16 protein-coding genes are annotated in these 21,353 nt (G+C 46.3%); 8 read left to right on the top strand and 8 right to left on the bottom strand.

The features are described 5' to 3' along the window. Window positions 1–179: 179 nt before the first annotated feature. Complete coding sequence (locus DSZ37_RS03900; RefSeq protein ID WP_109725653.1) at window positions 180–692, bottom strand: nitroreductase family protein; 513 nt, start codon at window positions 690–692, stop codon at window positions 180–182. Window positions 693–893: 201 nt separating this feature from the next. Here DSZ37_RS03900 and DSZ37_RS03895 point away from each other — a divergent pair, with 201 nt between their 5' ends. From DSZ37_RS03895 to DSZ37_RS18165, 5 genes are all read left to right on the top strand, one after another. Next, entirely contained in the window at window positions 894–1,346 is a 453-nt protein-coding gene (locus DSZ37_RS03895) for a GNAT family N-acetyltransferase (protein ID WP_109725652.1), read from the top strand. A gap of 13 nt (window positions 1,347–1,359) precedes the next feature. Further along, window positions 1,360–1,854 (top strand): nitroreductase family protein, encoded by a 495-nt coding sequence (locus tag DSZ37_RS03890; RefSeq protein WP_109725651.1) that lies wholly within the window; start codon window positions 1,360–1,362, stop codon window positions 1,852–1,854. After that, entirely contained in the window at window positions 1,851–2,348 is a 498-nt protein-coding gene (locus DSZ37_RS03885) for a GNAT family N-acetyltransferase (RefSeq protein ID WP_109725650.1), read from the top strand. Before DSZ37_RS03890 ends, DSZ37_RS03885 begins: the two co-directional genes overlap by 4 nt. A 542-nt stretch (window positions 2,349–2,890) precedes the next feature. Continuing rightward, window positions 2,891–3,346 (top strand): DUF1016 N-terminal domain-containing protein, encoded by a 456-nt coding sequence (locus DSZ37_RS18170; protein WP_347504390.1) that lies wholly within the window; start codon window positions 2,891–2,893, stop codon window positions 3,344–3,346. Then, window positions 3,279–3,614: a PDDEXK nuclease domain-containing protein gene (locus DSZ37_RS18165; protein WP_347504389.1), complete on the top strand. Its 336-nt coding sequence runs from the start codon at window positions 3,279–3,281 to the stop codon at window positions 3,612–3,614. The genes DSZ37_RS18170 and DSZ37_RS18165 overlap by 68 nt, the downstream gene beginning before the upstream one ends. Before the next feature lie 198 nt (window positions 3,615–3,812). Here the strand turns inward: DSZ37_RS18165 and DSZ37_RS03875 are convergent, their stop codons facing one another. The 3 genes from DSZ37_RS03875 to DSZ37_RS18160 all read right to left on the bottom strand — a co-directional run bounded on the left by DSZ37_RS03875 (window position 3,813) and on the right by DSZ37_RS18160 (window position 7,435). Further along, complete coding sequence (locus tag DSZ37_RS03875; RefSeq protein WP_109725649.1) at window positions 3,813–4,271, bottom strand: helix-turn-helix domain-containing protein; 459 nt, start codon at window positions 4,269–4,271, stop codon at window positions 3,813–3,815. Window positions 4,272–4,874: 603 nt separating this feature from the next. Further along, window positions 4,875–5,951 (bottom strand): dockerin type I domain-containing protein, encoded by a 1,077-nt coding sequence (locus DSZ37_RS03870; protein WP_109725648.1) that lies wholly within the window; start codon window positions 5,949–5,951, stop codon window positions 4,875–4,877. Between the two features lie 470 nt (window positions 5,952–6,421). Further along, window positions 6,422–7,435, bottom strand: coding sequence for a dockerin type I repeat-containing protein (locus DSZ37_RS18160; protein ID WP_109725647.1), 1,014 nt, complete (start codon window positions 7,433–7,435; stop codon window positions 6,422–6,424). A gap of 200 nt (window positions 7,436–7,635) precedes the next feature. On the opposite strand from DSZ37_RS18160, the gene DSZ37_RS03860 reads away from it, so the two are divergent. Both DSZ37_RS03860 and DSZ37_RS03855 read left to right on the top strand, forming a co-directional pair. Next, window positions 7,636–8,190, top strand: coding sequence for an RNA polymerase sigma factor (locus tag DSZ37_RS03860; protein WP_109725646.1), 555 nt, complete (start codon window positions 7,636–7,638; stop codon window positions 8,188–8,190). After that, on the top strand, window positions 8,177–9,334 hold the full coding sequence (locus DSZ37_RS03855; protein WP_109725645.1) for a hypothetical protein: 1,158 nt from the start codon (window positions 8,177–8,179) through the stop codon (window positions 9,332–9,334). Before DSZ37_RS03860 ends, DSZ37_RS03855 begins: the two co-directional genes overlap by 14 nt. Before the next feature lie 68 nt (window positions 9,335–9,402). On the opposite strand, the gene DSZ37_RS03850 is transcribed toward DSZ37_RS03855, so the two are convergent. The 4 genes from DSZ37_RS03850 to DSZ37_RS03835 all read right to left on the bottom strand — a co-directional run bounded on the left by DSZ37_RS03850 (window position 9,403) and on the right by DSZ37_RS03835 (window position 16,309). Further along, a complete protein-coding gene (locus DSZ37_RS03850; RefSeq protein WP_109725644.1) occupies window positions 9,403–9,948 on the bottom strand; it encodes a class D sortase in 546 nt (181 codons plus the stop codon). After that, the gene (locus DSZ37_RS03845) at window positions 9,938–14,395 is read right to left on the bottom strand and encodes an FMN-binding protein (protein WP_109725643.1); all 4,458 of its coding nucleotides are present in this window, start codon (window positions 14,393–14,395) and stop codon (window positions 9,938–9,940) included. The genes DSZ37_RS03850 and DSZ37_RS03845 overlap by 11 nt, the downstream gene beginning before the upstream one ends. A gap of 219 nt (window positions 14,396–14,614) precedes the next feature. Continuing rightward, on the bottom strand, window positions 14,615–15,730 hold the full coding sequence (locus tag DSZ37_RS03840) for a hypothetical protein (RefSeq protein ID WP_109725642.1): 1,116 nt from the start codon (window positions 15,728–15,730) through the stop codon (window positions 14,615–14,617). Window positions 15,731–15,742: 12 nt separating this feature from the next. Beyond that, complete coding sequence (locus DSZ37_RS03835; protein ID WP_109725641.1) at window positions 15,743–16,309, bottom strand: RNA polymerase sigma factor; 567 nt, start codon at window positions 16,307–16,309, stop codon at window positions 15,743–15,745. Between the two features lie 361 nt (window positions 16,310–16,670). Between DSZ37_RS03835 and DSZ37_RS03830 the strand changes: the two genes are divergently transcribed. Next, a complete protein-coding gene (locus tag DSZ37_RS03830; RefSeq protein ID WP_109725640.1) occupies window positions 16,671–21,158 on the top strand; it encodes a leucine-rich repeat protein in 4,488 nt (1,495 codons plus the stop codon). Window positions 21,159–21,353: the final 195 nt, after the last annotated feature.

Raw genomic sequence — 21,353 nt, 5'->3', positions numbered from 1 at the left:
CAGCACATCTTTCTTCCTTTTCTGCTGACCTCGGCTCTGCTCCTGCGTCTGCGGTTCGTACTGGCGGAGGTATAATTATAACATATACCTTGCTGATTTTCAATCAATATATGCAACAACGGGAGCAGTTCTCAAAGAGTTGCTCCCGTTGTTAAGTAACTAACACTATCTCCTGACAATTACAGGTATGTCACTGTCTCTGACAGAGGCTTTCTGCTTTCGTGATTTGGAAGAGGTCCTGCACCTTCCGCAGCATAACCCAGATTAAGAAGCATAAGTATCTCCTCATTCTCAGGCAGACCAAGTGCGGCAGCCAATTTGTCCGGATCAAAGTAATTCAGCCAGCAGCTGTCCACACCTTCATCAGCAGCGGCAAGAGTCAGATGTGTTGCAACTATCGCTGCGTCCTCAACGCCTGAATCACGCTTTTCACCGGGATAGGTGAACACATTGTTCTTGTCGAATGCGACAACAAGAACAGTCGGCGCACCGTAGCGGCAGGGCGTGAACTGGTCGATTACAGCGAGTTTCTCAGCGGACTGAACAACATAGATATGCTGCTCCTGCAAATTCTTTGCGGTGGGAGCAAGACGTCCGGCTTCGAGGATAGCGTTCAGCTTATCAGCCTCGACCTGACGTGTGCTGTATTTTTTGCATGAATAACGATTCTTTACAACTTCTTTGAATTCCATATTATTTCCTCCGTTGCTATATTTGTTGACTACTGTGATTATATGTCTGATAAAATATCAGCTCTATTGTCACTATATCATTTTTATTGAGCAAAGTCAATAGCTATCGCAGTAGTTTATTGTGGCTTTGCCGACAAATTCCTTGAAAAACAGGGCTTGGTATGTTATAATGTGTATATTATAGGGAGAGGGGAACGTTTTATGGAAATAGAATATAAAAGATTGACCGATAATGAGCTTGACACATTTATAAAAATGAGAATCAACCAGCTTCGTGAGGAAGGTGCAAAGGAGGATATCGACCTCTATCCTGCACTGAAAGACTATTACACACGGCACATGGCTGACGGTACTTTTGTGGCATGGCTCGCACTTGACGGCGATAAGATCATCGGCACAAGCGGAATGTCATTCGTAGAAAAGCCTCCGTATTTTGGATGTCCAAGCGGTAAGATCGGACTTTTGTCCAGTATGTTCACGGACAAGGATTATCGGCATAAAGGTATTGCAAGCGAGCTTTTGAAGCGTGTGGTAGATGAAGCAAGGAACTACGGCTGCGGTACAGTTCAGATCACAGCATCGGATATGGGAGTGAAGCTGTACACGGCATTCGGATTTACACACAACAATAATTTTATGCAGTATAAATTGTAACGGAGGTTTCACCATGAACGAGATATTTACAAGGGTAAGCACCCGTAAATTTGAGGACAGACCTGTTGAGCCTGAGAAGATCACTCAGCTTCTCAGAGCCGCTATGCAGGCACCTTCGGCAGGCAATCAGCAGCCGTGGGAGTTCTATGTAGTGACAGACAAGGACAAGATCAAGGCACTTTCTCAGAGCAATCCTTATGCCGGCTGTGCAGCAGGCGCACCTGTAGTCATAGTGTCTTGCTATAAGGTGGAGGGTGCGAGATTTCCCGAATACTGCGAGATTGACCTGAGTATCGCCACGGAAAACCTGTGGCTTGAAGCGGCTTCTCTCGGTCTTGGTGCTGTGTGGATCGGCACTGCTCCGCTGAAGGAAAGAATGGAAAAGGTCGAAGCTGTCCTCGGAAATCCCGACGGGGTTCACGCCTTTGCACTTGTTCCCGTGGGCTATCCTGCGGAAACGAAGGAACAGCAGGATAGGTTTGACGAGAGCAGGATACATTATTTATGAGAACGATAAGAACAGCGACATTAGCTGATTTAAACAGCATTACAGCGGTTGAAGCCGAGTGCTTTCCGCCTGCCGAAGCTGCAACGGCGGAGCAATTCTCCGACAGGCTGAAACGCTATGCAGATTATTTTCTGCTGATGTTTGAAGATGACAAGCTCGTTGCTTTCGTGGACGGCTTTGTTACAAATGAGCGTGACCTGACCGATGAAATGTATGAAAACGCTGCTCTGCACGATGAAAACGGCAAGTGGCAGATGCTTTTCGGCGTCAATACGATCCCTGCATACCGCAGACAGGGCTGTGCCGGAGAGCTGATCGAGCGTTTTATTGATATTGCAAAAGAGCAAGGTCGAATGGGAGTAGTGCTGACCTGCAAGTACAGGCTTATCCATTATTATGAGAAATTCGGCTTTGTCAATGAAGGTCTGACAGCAAAATCAACTCACGGCGGTGCAGAATGGTATCAGATGAGGCTGTATTTGCTTGAGGAATAATGCTGCATAAGGACAATATTAAAAATCTCGACATTTCTTGACAAGTACAATGACAAAAATCTTGATTTGTGTAGATTTCGCCTTGATTTTTTTCTTGATTTATGTAGTACTAAACCTACCGTCGCTTTCAAGGTAGAAAAAACACTCGGCAGACAAACTGCACTAATTCGTGTGGCAGGTACATCATGATTTGAACTGACGACAACTTTTATGAAAAAACACCACCGCAATAATTGATTAACCATGACCTGCGGCTATATTTAGAGGAATTTAAGCCGTTGACTTCTGACAATAAAAATAAACAGGCAGCCAATTTTAAAACCGGCTGCTTGCTTTTCTGTTTATCTGACCGCCTTATAGCAATGACGTTTTACTTCTCGTTTATCGGTCTCACACATTAATTAACCGTGCTCACACAGCGGCTTCAACAGTTAGTCACGACAGAAACCTGAGCCGAGATTACGAAAGTATCGAGAAATTCCTTGAAAAGCTATGGGAGCAATGGTATAATATGCTTATCATTGGAAATGAGGTCGAGACCTATGGATAATGAAATTATGAGAACTGAGAACAGTTCGGAAGAAATCTATACTTCCATACGTTCTTTTGTTATAACAGCACAGAATAAAGTGTATACAGCTGTAAACTCGGCAATGGTCATAGCCTATTGGGAGATCGGTGAGCAGATCTACAAGGCTTGCGGTGAGAATGACAGGGCTGAGTACGGCAAGAGTCTTTTGAAGTACCTTTCTGACAAACTGACCACTGAGTTTGGAAAAGGCTTTACAGAACGAAATCTGCGTGCAATGCGACAGTTTTATAGCTGTTTTCCGAATCGGCACACACTGTGTGCCGAATTGAGTTGGTCACATTATCGCATACTTATGAAAATCACAGACAAGTCCGCCCGCGACTTTTATACAGAAGAATGTGCAAAATCAGCGTGGAGCGTCCGGCAGCTTGATCAATTATATCCTCAAATGCTTCGTGTTGTTTGACCTCAAAACTGACAAACTCACACATCAAGACTTGGGACAGATGCAGATGTATGTCAACTACTACACAAGAGAACTTATGAACGAAGGCGATAATCTGCCTATCGGCATTGTGCTGTGTGCAGAAAAGAACGATGCTGTCGTGAAATACACTCTGCCTGAAGGCAACAACCAGATATTCGCTTCAAAGTATTTTACCTATCTGCCGACTGAGGAAGAATTGAAACGTGAGCTGCGAATCGATGAGTTTCATAAACTTGAAGAAGAGTAACAATATGATATATCATTTGTGAATACTACCGGCACTAAACGTAAGAGTTGAACTCATGAGAACTTAAAAAAAATCAGTCCGCCGCAATAATTGATAAGTTGTGTATAACGGCTATATTTAGAGAAATTTAAGCCACTGACTTCCGACAATAAAAATAAGCAAGCAGCCAATTATAAAAACAGTTGCTTGCTTTTCTGTTTATCTGACCGCCTTATAGCAATGACGTTTTACTTCTCGTTTATCAGCCTCGCAAATCAGTTCACCATGTTCGCACAGCGGTTTCAGCAGGTAGTCCCGGCAAAATCCAGCACCGAGATTGAGATGCTGTGCTATCTCGGTTATCGTTCTGCGAGTGCGGCAGTAGCGGAGCACTTCACGCTGATAGTCACGGACATTTGGTTTGTCACTGACAGCGTAGACCGCAAGGTACTCAAGCACCCATTCTTTCGGATATATCAGGTGATTGCCTAAGTTATAGTGGCGCAGCATACCACAGTTTTTCAGGTTCAATACAGTAGCTCTGCCGACTCCCAGCATCTTCATCACGTCCTTTGTACCGAGTGCGTAAGGGTAATTTGAATACAGCTTTCGGAGCTTTATGACCGTCCTGATCTGTGCAGAAGTTAGCTCCCAATCGGTGTAACTTATGTCTTTCATTATACTTCCTCATTCCTCAGATTTATTTTGTTGCTGAAGCGGAATTATACATATTTCGTTAACGGTGTACACAAAAACCGTTCACAATCGTATCTAACACTTTTCTAACACTTTTGAGACTTTTTTTCACGATTTTTGCTCAGATGTTTCTATCAGTCAAATACGTTAATATAGGCATTTGCGGTGCTTCAATTGTCACACTCGGCTAAACACTGCCATTTATCGCCTGATAGGCTGATGCGTTCCGACACTAATTGGAACGTGCTGACACGTCCTGAAAAACGTCCGGCATGGCTCCAAAACCGCGTGCCGAGGGTTCAAGTCCTTCTGCCCCTGCCAGAATGATAAAGCCTGTATTTCGAGGAAAACACCGAAATACAGGCTTTTCTCTTGCCTATCCGAAACAGTTTGGGCTGCATTTTTGCAGTTGCATGTGAAGAAAAAACAGGCAAAATTCACACGAAATTCACACGAAGAAAAGGCGATATAATGTTATAAGAAACAAGGTGCCCTTCTTTATGAAAAGTCGGGCACCTTGTTTTGATTTTAGTCATTTTATACCGATCGGCAGTATCAGGTATTCCTGCATCGAAGCACCCAACTTTACCGAATGCTTTTCATAAATTCTTCCATTGATATCACTTCTTCCTTTTCGGTCGAAGCATAGGCGTAGTAAGAAAGAATACCCGACGCATCCACAGCGTCTATTCTGCCATTTCGGTCAACGTCGGCAGCTGTCTTCTGAGCGTCACTGTATCCGCCGTCCTTATTCGTAGAAATAACTGCATAATATGCAAGGACAGACGAAGCATCCACTGCATTTATAAGGCCATCATTGTTAACGTCTCCAAGCTTATCCCCCTCCGTTACCGCAGATCCGACCGCAGTGGTGACAGTAGTGGTAGTGGTAACGGTAGTTGTTGTGGTAGTTTTTTTCTCTCCGATTATCTTTATGTAACCGTTGTAGATACCCCTTGTAAAAGCATAGGTCATCTGCAGTCTTCCTGCATCGTCATGCTTGCTTTTTATGAAAGTGTCGGCTACTATGCCGTCATCCGTATACGCCATGCCTATGGGATACATCTCTCCCTGCTCCGCATCCTCGGGAACTATAAAATCAATGGTGAACAAGCAGCTTTGGCTCAGCAGAGTATCCTCGCCATATGCATAAAAGGCAAGCTGTCCGTCCTCCACCTTTGCCGAACCCGTGGTAAATCCGCTTAATCCCTTTCCCGTGGTTATCACCTCGCCTTTGGAGTTTTCCTTGACAGTCAGTCTGGTATCGTAAAATATATGGAACTTTACATAGCTTACAGGCTCCGTAGCACCTGTGATACTGCAATATACCCTCTGCACCTTGCCCGGAGCGTATTCGGGCTCAAGTCCTATCTTGTCAAAATAAATCATCAGACCGCCTTCATAGTCCCTTGGGTCGAACTTCGGCGCATTCCACTCATTAGGCTGTACCCAGCGTGTTCTGTCATATGGTACCTCCCTGTCATCCTGCTTGTCAAAGGGGTTTTCCGAACCTTCGGCTGACACAGCGGCGTTTTTCTCCAATGTTGTGAGCGTGACAGCATATGTATTTGTGATGCTGTCGGAGAAGCAATTATAAATTGATAATACCAGTGCAAGACTTGTTATGGCTGATATAAAGCGGTTTAAGAGTTTATTTTCCATATCGGACCTCCTGTTGCAGTACAAAATCATTTCCGCGCTGTATACAGAGTTATCAGGCTTTCGATCTTTTATCAATTATACCAAATCAGATATCAGTATGTCAAGTAAACAGCGGCACCTGTTAAGGGCGGTACTCTTATAGAAGTTTTACAAGTGATATTGAGGAAAACCCTTTTGAAAAAGGGTTTTCCTCAAACTCCTTTCCTAAAACTTTCAGCATTAAATTTAGCCCCAACAGGCGCTCTCAGTATTATTACTGATTTTCACATCTTGTGTGGAGCGCACTGTCGGGGCTAAATTCAGTTATAAAGTCTTTGGAAAAAAGGGGCTTGGGGGAAAAGAACCTTTCCTCAGAAAGGTTTTTCCTCCAATAATTACATATAAACTTCTATATAAGTACTACTCTTATGATGCCGCTGTTTTTCACTATTCTATTGTCAGCCCCACATTCAGCCGCGGATTTTTTCCGCTTACTCAATTCCGAGGAGCCTGTTCTGTATGGACAGAGCATCTCCGGAAGTAACACCGTCGCCGTTTATATCACCGTTGAACCTGCCCTGCTCCGTAAGCTGATACTTATCTGGATTTGCAAGTGACTGCATGATGAATATGGCGTCTGCAAGGTCCATTCCCCCGTCGCAGTTGGAGTCTCCCTGCACCGATGGTCTTCTGTAGAACTGCCTTATCTCGGTGCGGAGCTCATCTGTCACGTCCTCCTTGGTGTAGATGTTATGGGTGCAGTTTATTGTGTCAGCATTTAAGAATGCAAGCTCTGTTGTCGCACACAATGCCGAATATCCGATACCCTTTTCGCTCATATCCTTCAATGCCTCATAAAGCTGACCATGTGTCCATGATTTGCTGCCGATAGCCAAGTAATAATCATAGTCATCAAAAACTTCATACGGTCTCTGTTCCAGTCCAAGCTCGGGATAATCGCTTACGATCTCCTCGGGAGACCTGTCTGAACGGATATAAAAACCCTCCACACTCAGATAATTCATGTCCTCATATGCCTCGAAGTTCTCGTCTATGGACAGAACGCAGTCATAACCTTTGAGGACATCGCAGACAGCTTCATAATAGTCGCTGCGGAGCCATTTCAGAGTGTAGGTGACACCGTGGGCATTCTTTTTAATAATGGGCTTCTGCTTTTCAGGGGACTCCTTTATCTGCTCCCTTGCAGCGCTGATTATTTCATCAACAGGAAGCTCGCTGCCCTTGGCAACTGTTATCTCTGTACCCCGCGAGTTCTTTTCTATGATATGGAACTTTCCGCTGCTGTCAAGAGTTAAAGTACATCCGCCGCCATAGCGATATAAGTCCGAGAGGAATACAAAGTCCTCTCCCGAGAGCTCGGTATATACCTCATCGACTGTCTTGCCTGCATAGTAATCTACGCCCGTTTCGGCATTTGCGGCTATACCCGCAGTCTGTGCTGCGGCAAGAGCTGCGGATAATATAATAGCTGTCAGTTTTTTCATAGTAATACCTCCTTTTTTGCGGCTGTATGTTTTTGCCTTTCACTACTTAGTAACACTTTCGATGAATTTGTCTCACCGGTTTCAAAATAATCCTGTTGACAGGGAAAAATATATATTTTATAATCAAGGTGAGACAAAATGCGGAAAAATGTTACTAATCAGTAGAGGAACTATACCATATCGCATGAAAGGAGTTGTCTATGGACAGCGGTGCAAACAGCTACCGCCGTTTCCTTGAGGGTGACAGGAATTCTTTTACCGAGCTGGTCGCTGAATACTGGGACGGTCTCACGCTTTACCTCACAGGCTTTGCGGAGAGCTTCTCCGAAGCAGAGGAGCTTGCCGAGGAGACATTCCTTAAACTATATACCGATAAGCCGAAGTTTTCGGGGAAAAGCACCTTCAAGACATGGCTTTTCTCCGTGGGACGCTATACCGCTTATAACTATATACGAAAGCGGCGGAAGATACAGCAGGCTCCCATAGATGAGTTTTACCATATCTCCGACAGGGAGGATATAGAAAAGAACCACATACAAAGCGATGACCGCAGGCTGCTCCACAGGACGATGGAGAAGCTGCCACCTGATTACAGGCAGGTGCTGTATCTGGTCTATTTTGAGAATTTCAGCAACACCGAAACGGCTGTTATAATGAAGAAAAGTGAACGGCAGGTCAGGAACCTGCTTTACCGCGCAAAAGGTGCGTTGAAAAAACTACTTGAAAAGGAGGGCTTTGAGTATGAGGAGCTATGAAGATATTGCCAACAGGATAATGAAGCGCGGCGACGAGATAATTGAGCAGAGAAAGCTCAGAGCCGCAAAAATAAAGCATACTTCCTATGCGGTGTCGGGTATGTGCGCCGCTGTCATCGCAGGTGTGGGACTGTGGAAGCTGTCCTCGGCTAAAGACCTCGGAAACGACAAATTCACAGACAGCAGCATGATAGAGAACTCCACCGAGCCGACTGCTTCGGAGACTGTAACCGGAACAAAAACAACGTCTGTTACGGCTGCTGCCGTAACTTCTGCGGCAAGGACTACAAACACTGCTCCCACGGCAACTCAGACCGCTTCCATTGTAACTTCGGCAGCAGCTTCCGAGCCATCAATCACCACGGCTGCAAACACCACAAAAGCCGCCCCTCAGACCACTGCACTTACCACTTTATTGACAGAAGCTCCGACAACGTCTGCTTCAACCACTTCAGCCATAATTACATCACCTGAGATCATCACAGAGCCCCCCTCTCCTACTTCTACATTTGACCCGAATGTATTCCGCGAGATATTCGTACAAAGCTTTCAGGAGCTTGCAGGTCCTGCACCTGCGGGCACATATTACAAATTAAGCAGCTATGACGCTACCGACCGTCTGAAAGGCAGCTATATCCGTCCTGCTCACATTGAAAAGGAGTACACGGAAAACGGCAGGACAATGCTCGCTGCTGCGGATATAGATATTTACAGCATAAGAGGTCTTTCCAATGCAAACGCCATGATAGCCGCGAAATTCCCAGACAAGATCGGCAGCTATATCTATGTCAGCATGGACTACTCCCCCACGGACCTCGGCGGTCTCATAAACGAAATGGGACTCAGCGCGGATGGACTCACAGGGGAAGCGTATATAGGCTCGCAGCTCCGTAAAGATATTGACAAGAGCAGTATATGGGCACTTCTCGCCGAGAACACTTCCCTGCCCAACGTATATAGCGGCACAGCGGAAACCGACTCCGCTGTGAAGCTGATATACAGAAAGGACTATGTCAGCGGCTCATTATCAGTTTCCGAAAACGGAAAGCTCATATGCGAGCTCTGCGGCATACGCTCCTGCTATGACATAGGCAAGGACAGAGCGAAAGCTGTTATCTCTGCCCTTTCCGAGAAGCAGCAGTAAATCGGATAATAAAAGCTAAAGCCTCCCGAGGGAGGCTATATTATTATGAAAGATTTCAATTTATCCTTTTATCTGTCACCATCAAATGCTGCAACCACCACCTGCCGCTGCGTTCCGTCGTCAGTGCAGGTTATTATCGTCAGCCTGTTGTCACCGGGATCATCAAGTACTTCTGTTTCATTCGGCTGAACAATGAAGCTTTCTGTCACGGTATATGCATATGCTTTTTTTGACTTATCATACAATACGATCTTCATACCGTTTCTGACTTTTTTGAGATCATTGAAGTATTCCTTGTAGACGGTACTGCTGTGACCTGCAATGCAATAATTCCCTTTGCCGAAATCTCCTGTTCCGATAAAATGTCCTGCTGCCTTTGAAAGCGTTGAATTATCCGTGCCCTCAAGAATGGGAGCCTTGATGTGCAGCTCCGCTATCTCCACAACAGGGTTTTCACGCATCAGCTTTTGCTTCTGATATTCTCTGTACAGCTTTCTGATCCCGAAAAAGCCGATAATACCGACACCGATAAGTATTGCAACGAGCCCTGCTGTAAACAGAGCCCATTGCCTTTTTGTTTTGCCAGCGGTATCAGTCTGCGGCTTACTGCTCATCTTCACGACGGCGTATCACGCCTGAAGCCCTGATCGCAAACGCGCCCATAATAACAGACATGATCGCTCCGAGAAGAATAAACAGGTTTGTCATTGAATTATTGCCTGTCTGCGGAAGATCAACGGCTTCACCGTCGGAATCGCTTCCTTTTCCTGTCTTTGGATCAATGGTGTATTTGTCAAGGACCTTTCCCGATTTGTCTGAGATGGTTATGACGCGTCTGCCATTTTCATCACTGCTGATGACAGCTTTTGTATACTTGACGCCGTTCTTCTTCTGATAGTCCTTTTCTGCCCATTCGCAAAGCTCCTCATCGGAAGCGATATCGGGCTTTTCTTCAATGATCTCCTCACCGAATTCGGGTGAGCTTTCACCCATTACCCAGCTGTTGAGGTCTGAACCGTCATTGGCGTAGAAGAGCTGATGAGAAAGACCTTCCTTGTTGTTTTCGGTCATATCTTCAAGGTATGCGCTTACCTCACCGAGAACTGCGGTCATGTTATTTTTATTGGCGTTAAGTGTCTCTGCAAATTCCTTTGAAGCCATCTCCTCTGCTGTCATGGAAGATACCTTTATCTCGCCGCCTACAAGAGTTCCCGAAGCCTTTTTCTCGGCTATCTCCTTGCCTGCTGCCTTATAGTCCGCACTGCTGTTGAAGAAGCAGCAGTGATCGGCCGCGATACCTGCACTGCGTCCGTTTATGCCGCCGATATCCACTGTTGTGATAAGCGACTCAACATTTCCGCGGGTATAGCAGTTTATGTTAGTACCGCCCGACATACCTGTCAGACCGCCCACCATAGCCTTGTTGTTGCTCTCGGCATTGGCACTGATATTTCCGAGGGTATAGCAGTTCACCTGTGCGGAACGGTTTGTCATTCCTGCAAGACCGCCTGCGTATACGGATGATGTACCTGTTGCAGCATTTATCTCGACATTTGTATAGCAGTCGGTAACAGTACCGCGAAGTGTGCTTCCCACAAGTCCGCCGACTCTTGCGAAGGACTCCTTTGTTTTTGCGTTTATGCTTCCCTCGGCGGAGCAGTTGTCGATAACGAATCCGTTCTGCGCCCATGCAATAAGTCCGCCCACATTAGCCTCATAGCGAGACTCAACATTGATGGAGATATCTCTGAGCTTTATATTTCTGATATTGACAAGCCTTGCGCTTCCATCGGGAGTTAGATTGGTTTCATGCTCACCTGCTGCCAGACCGAATAATCCCGAAAGGTAAATATCGGCAGGAGCCTCCTTGCTTCCGATAGTAAGTCCGGATATGGTATGATCTCTTCCATCGAAGTTTCCGCGGAAAGGATATACCGCGAAGTTCTTCTTCTGACCGTTTATCTCCGCCTGAATAGCGTGACCGATCGGGAGCCAGTCACCGCCTTCAAGAGTGATATCGCTGTCAAGAGCGAACCAGATATTCTCCCAGTCCACTTCCTCATTCATAGCCTCTGCCACATAGCGGAGCTGAGCCTCTGTCTTTATAAGGTAAGGCTCCTGCTCAGTGCCCTTGCCGCCTGCAAATACTGATACATCGGCAGCATCATATGAAGTCTTGTCGTTGTATGTGGATTTGTCCTTGGCTGTCTGAAGTGCAGCTTCATAAGCTTCGCCCTCTGCGGAACCATCGGAGGAAACTATCTTTGTTACCTCTCCGTCCTTGACCGTGATGGTAACTGTTACCTTTTTATCGTCATCCCTGCCGTACCATGTGCCGTCATTGAGCTTGAGCTCCGGCTTTTTCACGATCTCTGCCTCGGGCTGAACGTAAGCAGCCTCTGCATATTCGTCGGCAAACGTTACCTCATTATCGTATTTCCATGCTTTCAGCGAATTATTTGTGATACCGAACTGTGTCAGCTCAACAGGGAAAGCTGCGAAATTGCCGTTAAGCTTATCTGCAAGTCCGCTGTAATTCTTTGAAGTGTATGCCTCGTTATTGAAAACCACACCGCCTGTGTATACCAGACCGTCTTCACTTACGCCTGAGGAAACTCTCGTTCCCACATCGGCAACAGGGGCAACAACAGTATCGCCGATCTTCATTACAGCTTCGGAGTTGTAATAGCAGTCATAGGTATGACCGATACCTGTGATCCAGCCTGATAAAGCACCTGTATATGTGGAATAATCATTGGTCTCGTGACCGCCGCTGCCGTAGCAGTTTACCAGATAGCCTGCATTTACTGCCACAAGAGAGCTTACGGTCGCCATGCCCTCGTCCTCGCGGTTACCGCTGCCGTAAACTTTTCCGAGGGTGTAGCAGTTTGCCACAAGTCCCCTGTTCACAAGTGCGGCGATTCCGCCTGTTTCACCGAATGCAGCACCTGTTTTTACAGTGCAGGAGGCATCAACATCAGATCTGCAGTTGATGATAGCTCCCTTGTAAACGTATGCTGCTATGCCGCCTGCAAAGTTGTTGCCCTTATCTGCGGTCAGTGTCAGTTTGCCCTCAACATCGCAGCTGTCAACAATAGCACCCTTGTAGCCGCTGCCGTCGGAGTCCATTACCGCTGCGATACCGCCGACATACGCACTTGCTTCATAGGAAACATTGATAAGCACATCTGTCAGCTTGACGTTCTTAACAACAGCATCAGTGCCGAGAGCACTGAAAAATCCGATGTAATTCTCTCCCTTGGCAAGCTGCTTGGCTGTATCGGCGCTGCCGATGGTCATACCCTTGACGGTGTGCCCCTTACCGTCAAAGCTGCCGTTGAATACAACGCTGCTGTCGCCTATGGGAGTCCACTCACTGTCGGAAATGTCAATATCATCTGCAAGCTCGATGTATGTTCCCGTGTAGTCGATATGCTCGGACAGTGAGCCTGCAAATCCGCGGAGCTGATCTGCCGTTCTGAGAATATAGGGTGACTCCTTTGTACCCTCTCCCGAGTCAAATACAGATGCATCTATCACATCGTTGATGAATACCTCATCGGAAAGAGTGATCTCACCCTCGTCGGAGAGCTTCCAAAGCATGAACTCGGTGCCGGTATCACCAAGCTTCCTTGATATATCATAGAGGTTTTCGTTGAGTACTTCTGCAAATTCACTGCTGTTCATGTTATCTGCCTTTTCAGCAGCAAAGGTGTCCTCAGCGTTCATGGAGCCTGCTCCGTGTGACACAGCATCAATGGTTGAAGCCGAACCTGATTCGTCCATATAGCGCAGTTCTGCTCCGGAAGCATAGTAATCATACTTTCCCGAAGCGGCAGGCATAAGAGCTCCGTTGATGATGCCTGCGCAGTTTGCAGCGTCAGCTTGTGCAATGGTACCCACAGTAACATTTCCCGAGGAAATGCAGTTGTACTGCTCAGATGTCATCATGCCAACAACTCCGCCTGCATAGAGGGAGAAGCCGCTTTTTGTCAGTACGGTTATATCACCCTTGTCAGCGCAGTTCAGCACATATGTATCGTTGCCTGCCATTGAAACGATACCGCCGCCGTATGCGATCTTTGAGCCTGCTGACGAATAAACCGCAGTATCCGAAATGCAGTTCGATATGATCGCATTGCCCGAAGCTCTGCCCACTACGCCGCCTGTCATTACCATTGCCGCATCAGTCTCAGCCGATACCGAGCCGCTGACAGAGCAGTTGTCTACTACGGCACGCCCCTCAGCCTTTGAGACTGCATTGCTGGTGATATCTCCTGTTATACCGCCTGCTCTTACAACCTTTTCGCCTGCCACCTTAATGTTTACGCCTTCCAACTTTACGCCCGAGACCTTAGCAGTGCTGAGAAGTGTGGAAAAGAGTCCCACATTGCTCTCATCGGCATATGCTGAACTCTCATCTGTTACAATGGTAAGTCCCTTTACAATGTGACCGCGTCCGTTGAAGTCTCCTGCGAATATCTTATCGAGATTTTTAGCCGCAGCTCCCTCAGCACCTATGGGGTTCCAGTTTTCTGTATCGGATAAGTCTATATCAGCATCGAGGGCAATATATTTGCCGAGGTAGTTCTCTCCCTCATCAACGCTCTGAGCAAATCCAATAAGCTGAGAAGCTGTATTGATAATAAAGGGATCATCGGTACTTCCGCTTCCGCCCTCAAAGCAATCGGGAGCAGTACTCTTTGCAAGGGCATTTTCCACTGCTTTTTTGATGCCCTCACTGCTGTAAGTTGCACCGCTTACGGAATCAACGCCCTCAGTGCCGTTAGCGGAGATTATCTCGGGTATCAGCTTTTCCGCTTCCTTCCAATATGCCGGAGTTTCGTTCTGTGCCGTAACATCCACAGCCGAGACAGAGCCCTCGGAAACCGTTACCGATACTGTGATATCGCCGTTAAATCCCTTAGCTGTACCCGTATAGATACCGTCCTTATAGACGTTATCCGCATAGGCAGCAGCAAAATGAAGAGAATTTGTCACCAATGCCGCAGACAGTGCAGCACAGAGAACTCTCTTCTTGCTTAGTCTGTTTTTCTTCATTTTTATGACCTCACTTTACGTTAAAGAATGGGTTTATGTACTTGATGTTAGTATTTACTAACGTATAGATTATAGCACATTGTTATGTTTATGTCAATAGTCTTGCAAATAAAAAGCTCCTCCCTTTTCCTTGGGAGGAGCTCGTTATTATATCTCTTTTGTTCTTTTTATCTTTTGTTATTCATTGCTGCCCGAGCATTTCGGCTTTGCAGCACCTCATCAGTTCTGAGAATAAGTGTATTCGGTTTTATCAATTCTCCAGTCCTGAGCATTTTCATCAAATACTATGCTGAATGTTACCTCGCCGCGTACATCTCCGTTCATAGCATTCGGTCTGTTACGGAACTTTCTTTTAAGTGTGAATGACTTATCGGTAACATTTGTTATGTCCATCTGATCATCTGTCCAGTGATCGGTATTATCAAATGATGTATACAGGGCTCTCTGGTATAATTCTCCGTTATACTCGATATATACGCAATTACGATCCATTGTCATATCGGAACCTTCTGTGAACGAGGGACCGAATAATTCAAAGTCATCAGGATACTGATTATAAGGATCATAGAAAGGATCAAAATCAGCAGTATAGTAAGAATAGTAATACTCCTTTAATTCCTCCATATTCCTGTCTGCAAGCTCCTTGAACATACACTTGACGTACTCTATATTCATCGGATCTCCTGATGTATTATCGGGCGTTTCAAACTTAACGTGTACTGTATGTTCATAATCGGCAGTCTGAAGCACCGAACGACCGAACAGGTATGCATAATCCCAGTAATTATCTGTAAGCTTATGTGCAGCCTCATCGGGAACAAAGGTCTCATTCTCAGTCTGAGCGGCAGTTGTCTCAGCAGCCGCAGCAGCTGTAGTTATTGCTGTTGTTGTTATTGTTGTGTTTTCTGTCGCAGTACCTGCAACAGCTTTCATTGTGGCAGTAGTTGTTTTTGTTTCACCAGATGCAGCTTCGGTGGTAACTGTTTCCGATGTATAAGTGGTCATCTCCGTCATAATGGATGAACTCGGGCTCGGAGCTGTTGACTTCATGTTGTGGAGCAGATAGCTTCCTCCGCCGATACCGCCTGCTATAAGCACAAATGCTGCTGCCATGCCTGCGATTTTTATCCATCCGGGACGATTGTAGATCTCAACGCCGTGTACACTGTTTTCGTTCTCGGTATTATCGATATTTGTATTATTCATTTTCTCTTTAGTCATTTTAAACATCCTTTCTTTAGCTGAATCTGACAGGGATGGATATTCTTTTGCAACTCTGTCTGCTGTTTCCAGATCAATATTTATATCGTTGAGCAGCTCATCATTTTTCTTCATATACATCTCTCCTTAATAATTGATACCGACTTCGCAAAGCATTTTTTTAAGCTTTTCTCTTGCCCTTATGCTTCGCTTCTGTACTGCTGAGGCAGTCATGGAAATTGCTTTCCCTATTTCAGCTACCGTCATATTGTAATAATACTGCCTTATTATTATCGTTGTATCAGGTTCACCTAATTCCTTTATTTTGCTAAGAAGAATTTGATTTCGTTCTGACATTTCTGAAGATTCGATTATGTTTTCTCCGGAAGAAAGTTCACGAACGCCCTCGTCGTCTGTTGATACGGTAGTATCAGCTTTTTTGCTCAGCCTCCTGAACATATCTATCGCCTTGCGCTTGGCGATTACTCCTATGAAGCCCTTCAGGTCACCCTGACGCTCTCCAAGGGAGTCTATTTTTCTGAACACCTCTACGAAAGTATCGCTTACGCATTCCTCTATGTCTTCCGAGCGGCCGCAGGACTTTAGTCTGGCAGCTGCAATAACGTAGACATAATTGCAGTATTCATCGAAAATTGATCTCATGCATTCATCCGGAGAGTCTTTCATCTGTTTTTTCAACTCCTGGTCAGTCATGTCAATTCCTCCTTGTGTTTTATCAGCAATTGCTTTCATAATATACACTCGACCATAAATTACGGGGTAGGACATTTTTTCAAAAAAAATTTTCGGAAATTATATTTTTTCTGTTTCAGGATCAAGCTTTCCTTATTAATATAGAAAACACTTCAATTAACAGTATAACATATAGGCAGTGCTGCTTCAAGTACCCAATAATAATTACAATGTAGTAAAATATAATACTCTATTAATATAAAACTGTTGATATCTATGCTCGTTTTAGATATAATACAATTAACAGCTGCATTTAAATTTGTATATATTTTTATATGCGGCTGTTTGTTAATTTTAGCTGAAAAGCGAAGGGAGTGTTTATATGAAGCAATCATTTGCAGGGCGTTTTACGTCAATTATGCTTAGCTGCGTTTTCTCCGTTACGACATTGACGGCTGTCATGCCGCCTTTTGTCCATGCAGAGGAGGATTACCTCTACACCGAGGACGGCTTTGCATATGTGGTCAACGATGAGGGTACTATCACCATCAAGGGCCGCGACAAATCCCGAGAGGACGAGTATGACAAGACAAAAATAGTTCTTCCGTCAAAGATAGACGGCAAGTACGTCACCGAGATCGACACAAATTATTTCGGACACGGTACATACTCCAGCAACAGTGAAGTGACAGAAATAGTTCTCCCCGACCACATCGAGAAGATAAACAACTGGGCTTTCAATGATTACAAAGCTCTCGACACACTCATTATCCCCGCAACTCTGAAAGAGGCAGTCCGCCCCTTCACCTACTGCAAGATAAACAAGGTCATAATCGAGGACGGCATGGAGACAATCCCGCAATCGCTCTTTAGCTACACCGATTATATGGGCGAGCTGGTCATCCCCGATTCCGTTACAGCTATCGGCGATAACGCCTTTGATTCCATAACAGGTCTCAAGGAGATACACGTTCCCGACAGCGTAAAAGCCATAGGCTACTGCGCTATTGCCAACGATCCCGACCTTGAAGTGCTCGACCTTCCCGACACACTTGATTTCATCGACACCTGCGCCTTCTTCAACAATCCCAAGCTCACATCTGTAAATATCCCTGATACATGGACTTTTGGCGAGGGAAAATACGGATTTTTCAGCAGGTGCGGACTAAAGGAGATATCATTCGGACCGAACAGAACCGAGATACCTCCAAATATCTGCCAGTACTGCGAAAGCCTTGAAACTATCAACTGGCCAGATGCTCCCGTGAAGATACTGAGCCGTGCATTCGAGGACTGTATCAGCCTTACAGACCCGAAGATACCCGACAGCGTCGAGTTTATCGACAGCTTTGCGTTCACGGGCTGCAAGGGCATTACGAATCTCGATCTGCCCAAAAATCTCAAAGAGCTCTGCACCGACAGCTTCAAAGGGCTCACGTCGCTGAAATACCTTTACGTTCCGATGCAGCTCCCTTCAAAGGGAAATTATGACGGTGTATCCTCTTTCTGGTACAGCGGTATTGAAAAGCTTGAATACGCTGACGGTATCACAGAGATCAACGCCATTACAGCTTCGGGACTTCCGAATCTGACCGAGATAATAATCCCCGATTCCGTTACAACTATCAAATCCGGAGCCTTCAGCGATGACAAGTCATTGGCACATATCGACCTTCATGAGGGCATAACGAATATCGGCTGGGCATCGACCTTTTCAAAGTGCTACAGCCTTAAAGAACTGCATCTCCCTTCATCCTTGAAATTGGAAGGTTATGAGTTCTCATCTGCTCCTGCCCTTGAGACCGTATATGTTCCCGACGGCTGGACGGAGCTCCCCGAAAAGGCATTCATAGGCTGCGAGCATCTGAAAAAAGTCGTTATCCCCGAAAGCGTCACCAAGATAAAAACGCTGGCGTTCAGCAGATGCTATGAGCTGGAAACAGTCGATGCTCCCCGTGAGGAGTATGAGCTGGAGAACGGCGCCTTCACCTACTGCAACAACCTCTGGGACGAGAGGTTCACCATCGCCAAAAAGGGCGATCTGTTCATCACTAAGTCCTCTCCCTCAAATGCGGCAGGCGACATTACCAACTATACCGTGTATTACTCAATAAACCCGCGTTTCCTCGATACCTTCGGAACAGCCAATCTGGATGTTTCCGTGCAGCCTTATAAGCACCTTGTCATCGACGAGAGCCTCCCCGAAGGACTTACCGCAGGCGATGTAGGCTTCAAGGTAGACCTTGGCTCGCCCACAGGCGTATTCCGTTTCAGTGTCCGCAATCCCGAAAATGAGACCGTCAAGGTCAAGGCGGAGTTTTCTGCCAAGACATACACTCCCGAGAGCTACGAATGGGATACAAAACAGCTGACAGTCACGGATACGGAATTTGAGCCCCTGACCATCAATGCTCCCGATACTGTAAGCATCAAGGACGGCAAGTCATCATTCAGCGTCTTCGGCTATGCCACAATCGGCGAAAAGGTCGCTGTCATGGTAAACGGCGAGGAGTACACTACCGTAGATTCCAATAAATACACAGGCAAATACAGCGCTCAGATAGAGTGCGAGCCCGACGGTGATATCATAACCGTGCAGGCTGTCTGCGGCAGCAATAAGTCCGACACAGTCCGGATAAACGTTGACGAAAACGTGCCTGTGCTCGTTGATTTTGATGTTACTCATTACACTCACGGCACCGACCACTGGACAGAGGACATGACGGATATTTTCCGTACAGGCTATTCTCCCTTTGTTCCCTACAATCCGGGCAGACCTTTTGAATTCGATGTTAAGCTGGACAATGACGATAACGTGGGAACTGCTTATGTTTTCTCAGAGACCAACGATGACATTTCCTTTGTTCCCCTCGAAAAAGACAGCGAAACCGGCAGATGGGTCGGCGAGGGCTTCTTTGATACTACCCTTCCCGGAGACCTTTATATCGGTCAGACCCCTAAATCCGCAAAGGGCGTTGCTGTTGAAAAGAAAAACGAGGACGGCTCCACAAGCCTTGAATTCAATGGCAAGGATCTGCTGAATACCACCCCCGAGAACCTTGATCCCGTAAAGGAGCTTATTGACAACTCCGAGATCAAGGTACTGGAGAATACCCAGAACAGGACCGCTGTAAAGGTCAAAACTCCTGTTCCTCCCGTTATATCGGACCGGTTCCCCGACAGTGAAAATGTCAAAGAGCTGGAAGTCAACATCATTCAGGATATTTGCGATGATCTGGATTTCGGCGACGGAGCAGTCTCCTCGGACAAGGCAGCTGAGGCTCCCGAGGACTACGGCTTTACAGAGTCGGGAGTAGAGCTCATAGACGCCGAGGGCGAAAAACACACGATCTATATCCGTACACTGACAGAGGACAGCGATGTCCGCACACTCACCGAAAATGTCAAAATGGAAGACGGAAGCTCGGTATACGACTTCCTCAAGAGCGGAAATACAGGAGATGCTCAGGGTGTTATCATTCTCGATAAAAACACAGACAGCGGCAAGACCTCTTATCTTACTGAGTTCTTCAATGAGAGCCAAGACCTCCAGAAAGATACCGCAGGCGGCGTCGTAGTTTCGTTATTTACCGAAGGTCTCAAAGACACAGTACAAGGCGCTGCCAAGGGCGTAACTGTTCTCGCCGGCGTAGCCCAGAACGGCATTGATCTCTACGGCAGCTATCAGGGATATTCAGACACCCTCGAACAGATCGACTACTCCAAGAATGAATATGTCCGTAAAAACAGCAAGGAGCTGAAAGCTCAGGCTAAGGCAATATACTACTCCCGCGTACTCGTCACAGCAGGAGCTGTTACCATAGGAGCCGCTGTCACTTTTGCATCTGCTATCCCCTGTGCCGTCGGTATCGCTGTGGGCGCAGCAATAGGTTTCGGAAGCTGGCTGATCGGCAAGCTTCTCGACAAGGCTGAGAACAATCTCAAATCCAAGGTCTATGTAACTCCGAAGGGTGAAATAAAGGAAGGCATCGACCCGAGCGGCTACGTTTACGCAGCTGTTCCCGAGAACAGAGTTGAGGGAGCTGCTGCCACTATCTACTACAAGGACGAAAGCGGCAAGGCGGTCAAATGGAATGCGGAGGACTACGATCAGGTCAATCCGCAGATAACCGACTCGGAAGGCTGGTTCATGTGGGACGTTCCAGAGGGACTGTGGCAGGTAAAGATAGAAGCCGAAGGCTATGAGACATACACAACGGAGTGGCTTCCTGTCCTTCCCGTCCAGACTGACGTTAATATCCCGCTGAAAAGCACCTCTGCCGCAAAAATCGAGAGCATAGATGCTCATACAAACGGCGTGAACATAAAAATGTCCCAGTTCATCACCGACAGTACAGCTGTTGCAGAGAACGTTTACCTGACCAACAGCAAGGGCGAGCCTATCCCCTGCAAGATAAGATTCTCCAAGTCTGAAACAAATGATACGGACTTCTCGGACGTAATAACTCTTATTTCCGAAAGCGGAGATATTTCGGGAGCAGAGCTCCATATCACAAAGGGACTTCTGAGTTACAGCGGTGTGGCTTCAAAGGCTGAAAGCATGAAGATCAATGATATCAATGACACGCCCATAGTTGACACCGAACCCGAATTATTGCTGGGAGACGTAAACGATGACGGAAAGATCAATGCCATTGATGCTTCCAATGTTCTTTCATACTATGCAAATATCTCCACTAATAAGGACGGCGGATTTAACGAGGCTCAGAAAAAAGCAGCCGATGTGGATAAAAACAACGTGATCGACGCAGTTGACGCTTCTCAGATACTTTCCTACTATGCATACTCCTCAACCACAAAGGATGAGATACTTTCACTGGAGGAGTTTCTGAAGCAGGCAAATAAGTAAAAAACAGGCTTACATTCTCATGTCAAAAACAGTCGGAAAGCACTTAGCTTTCCGACTGTTTTTATTGATCATATACTGTTTGCATTATGTCCTCGCACAGCTCTCCTTTGCCCGTTCTGTTTGACTTTATCCCGAAGCCGTGATATAATCCGGATATACGGTACTTCACCCCAAAGAGCATAGCGAACTGCTCCG

Origin of the sequence: Ruminococcus flavefaciens (genome assembly GCF_900116855.1) — a bacterium.
GTDB classification, from domain to species: Bacteria; Bacillota; Clostridia; order Oscillospirales; family Ruminococcaceae; genus Ruminococcus; species Ruminococcus flavefaciens_R.
This window is presented reverse-complemented; position numbering and strand designations above follow the sequence as displayed.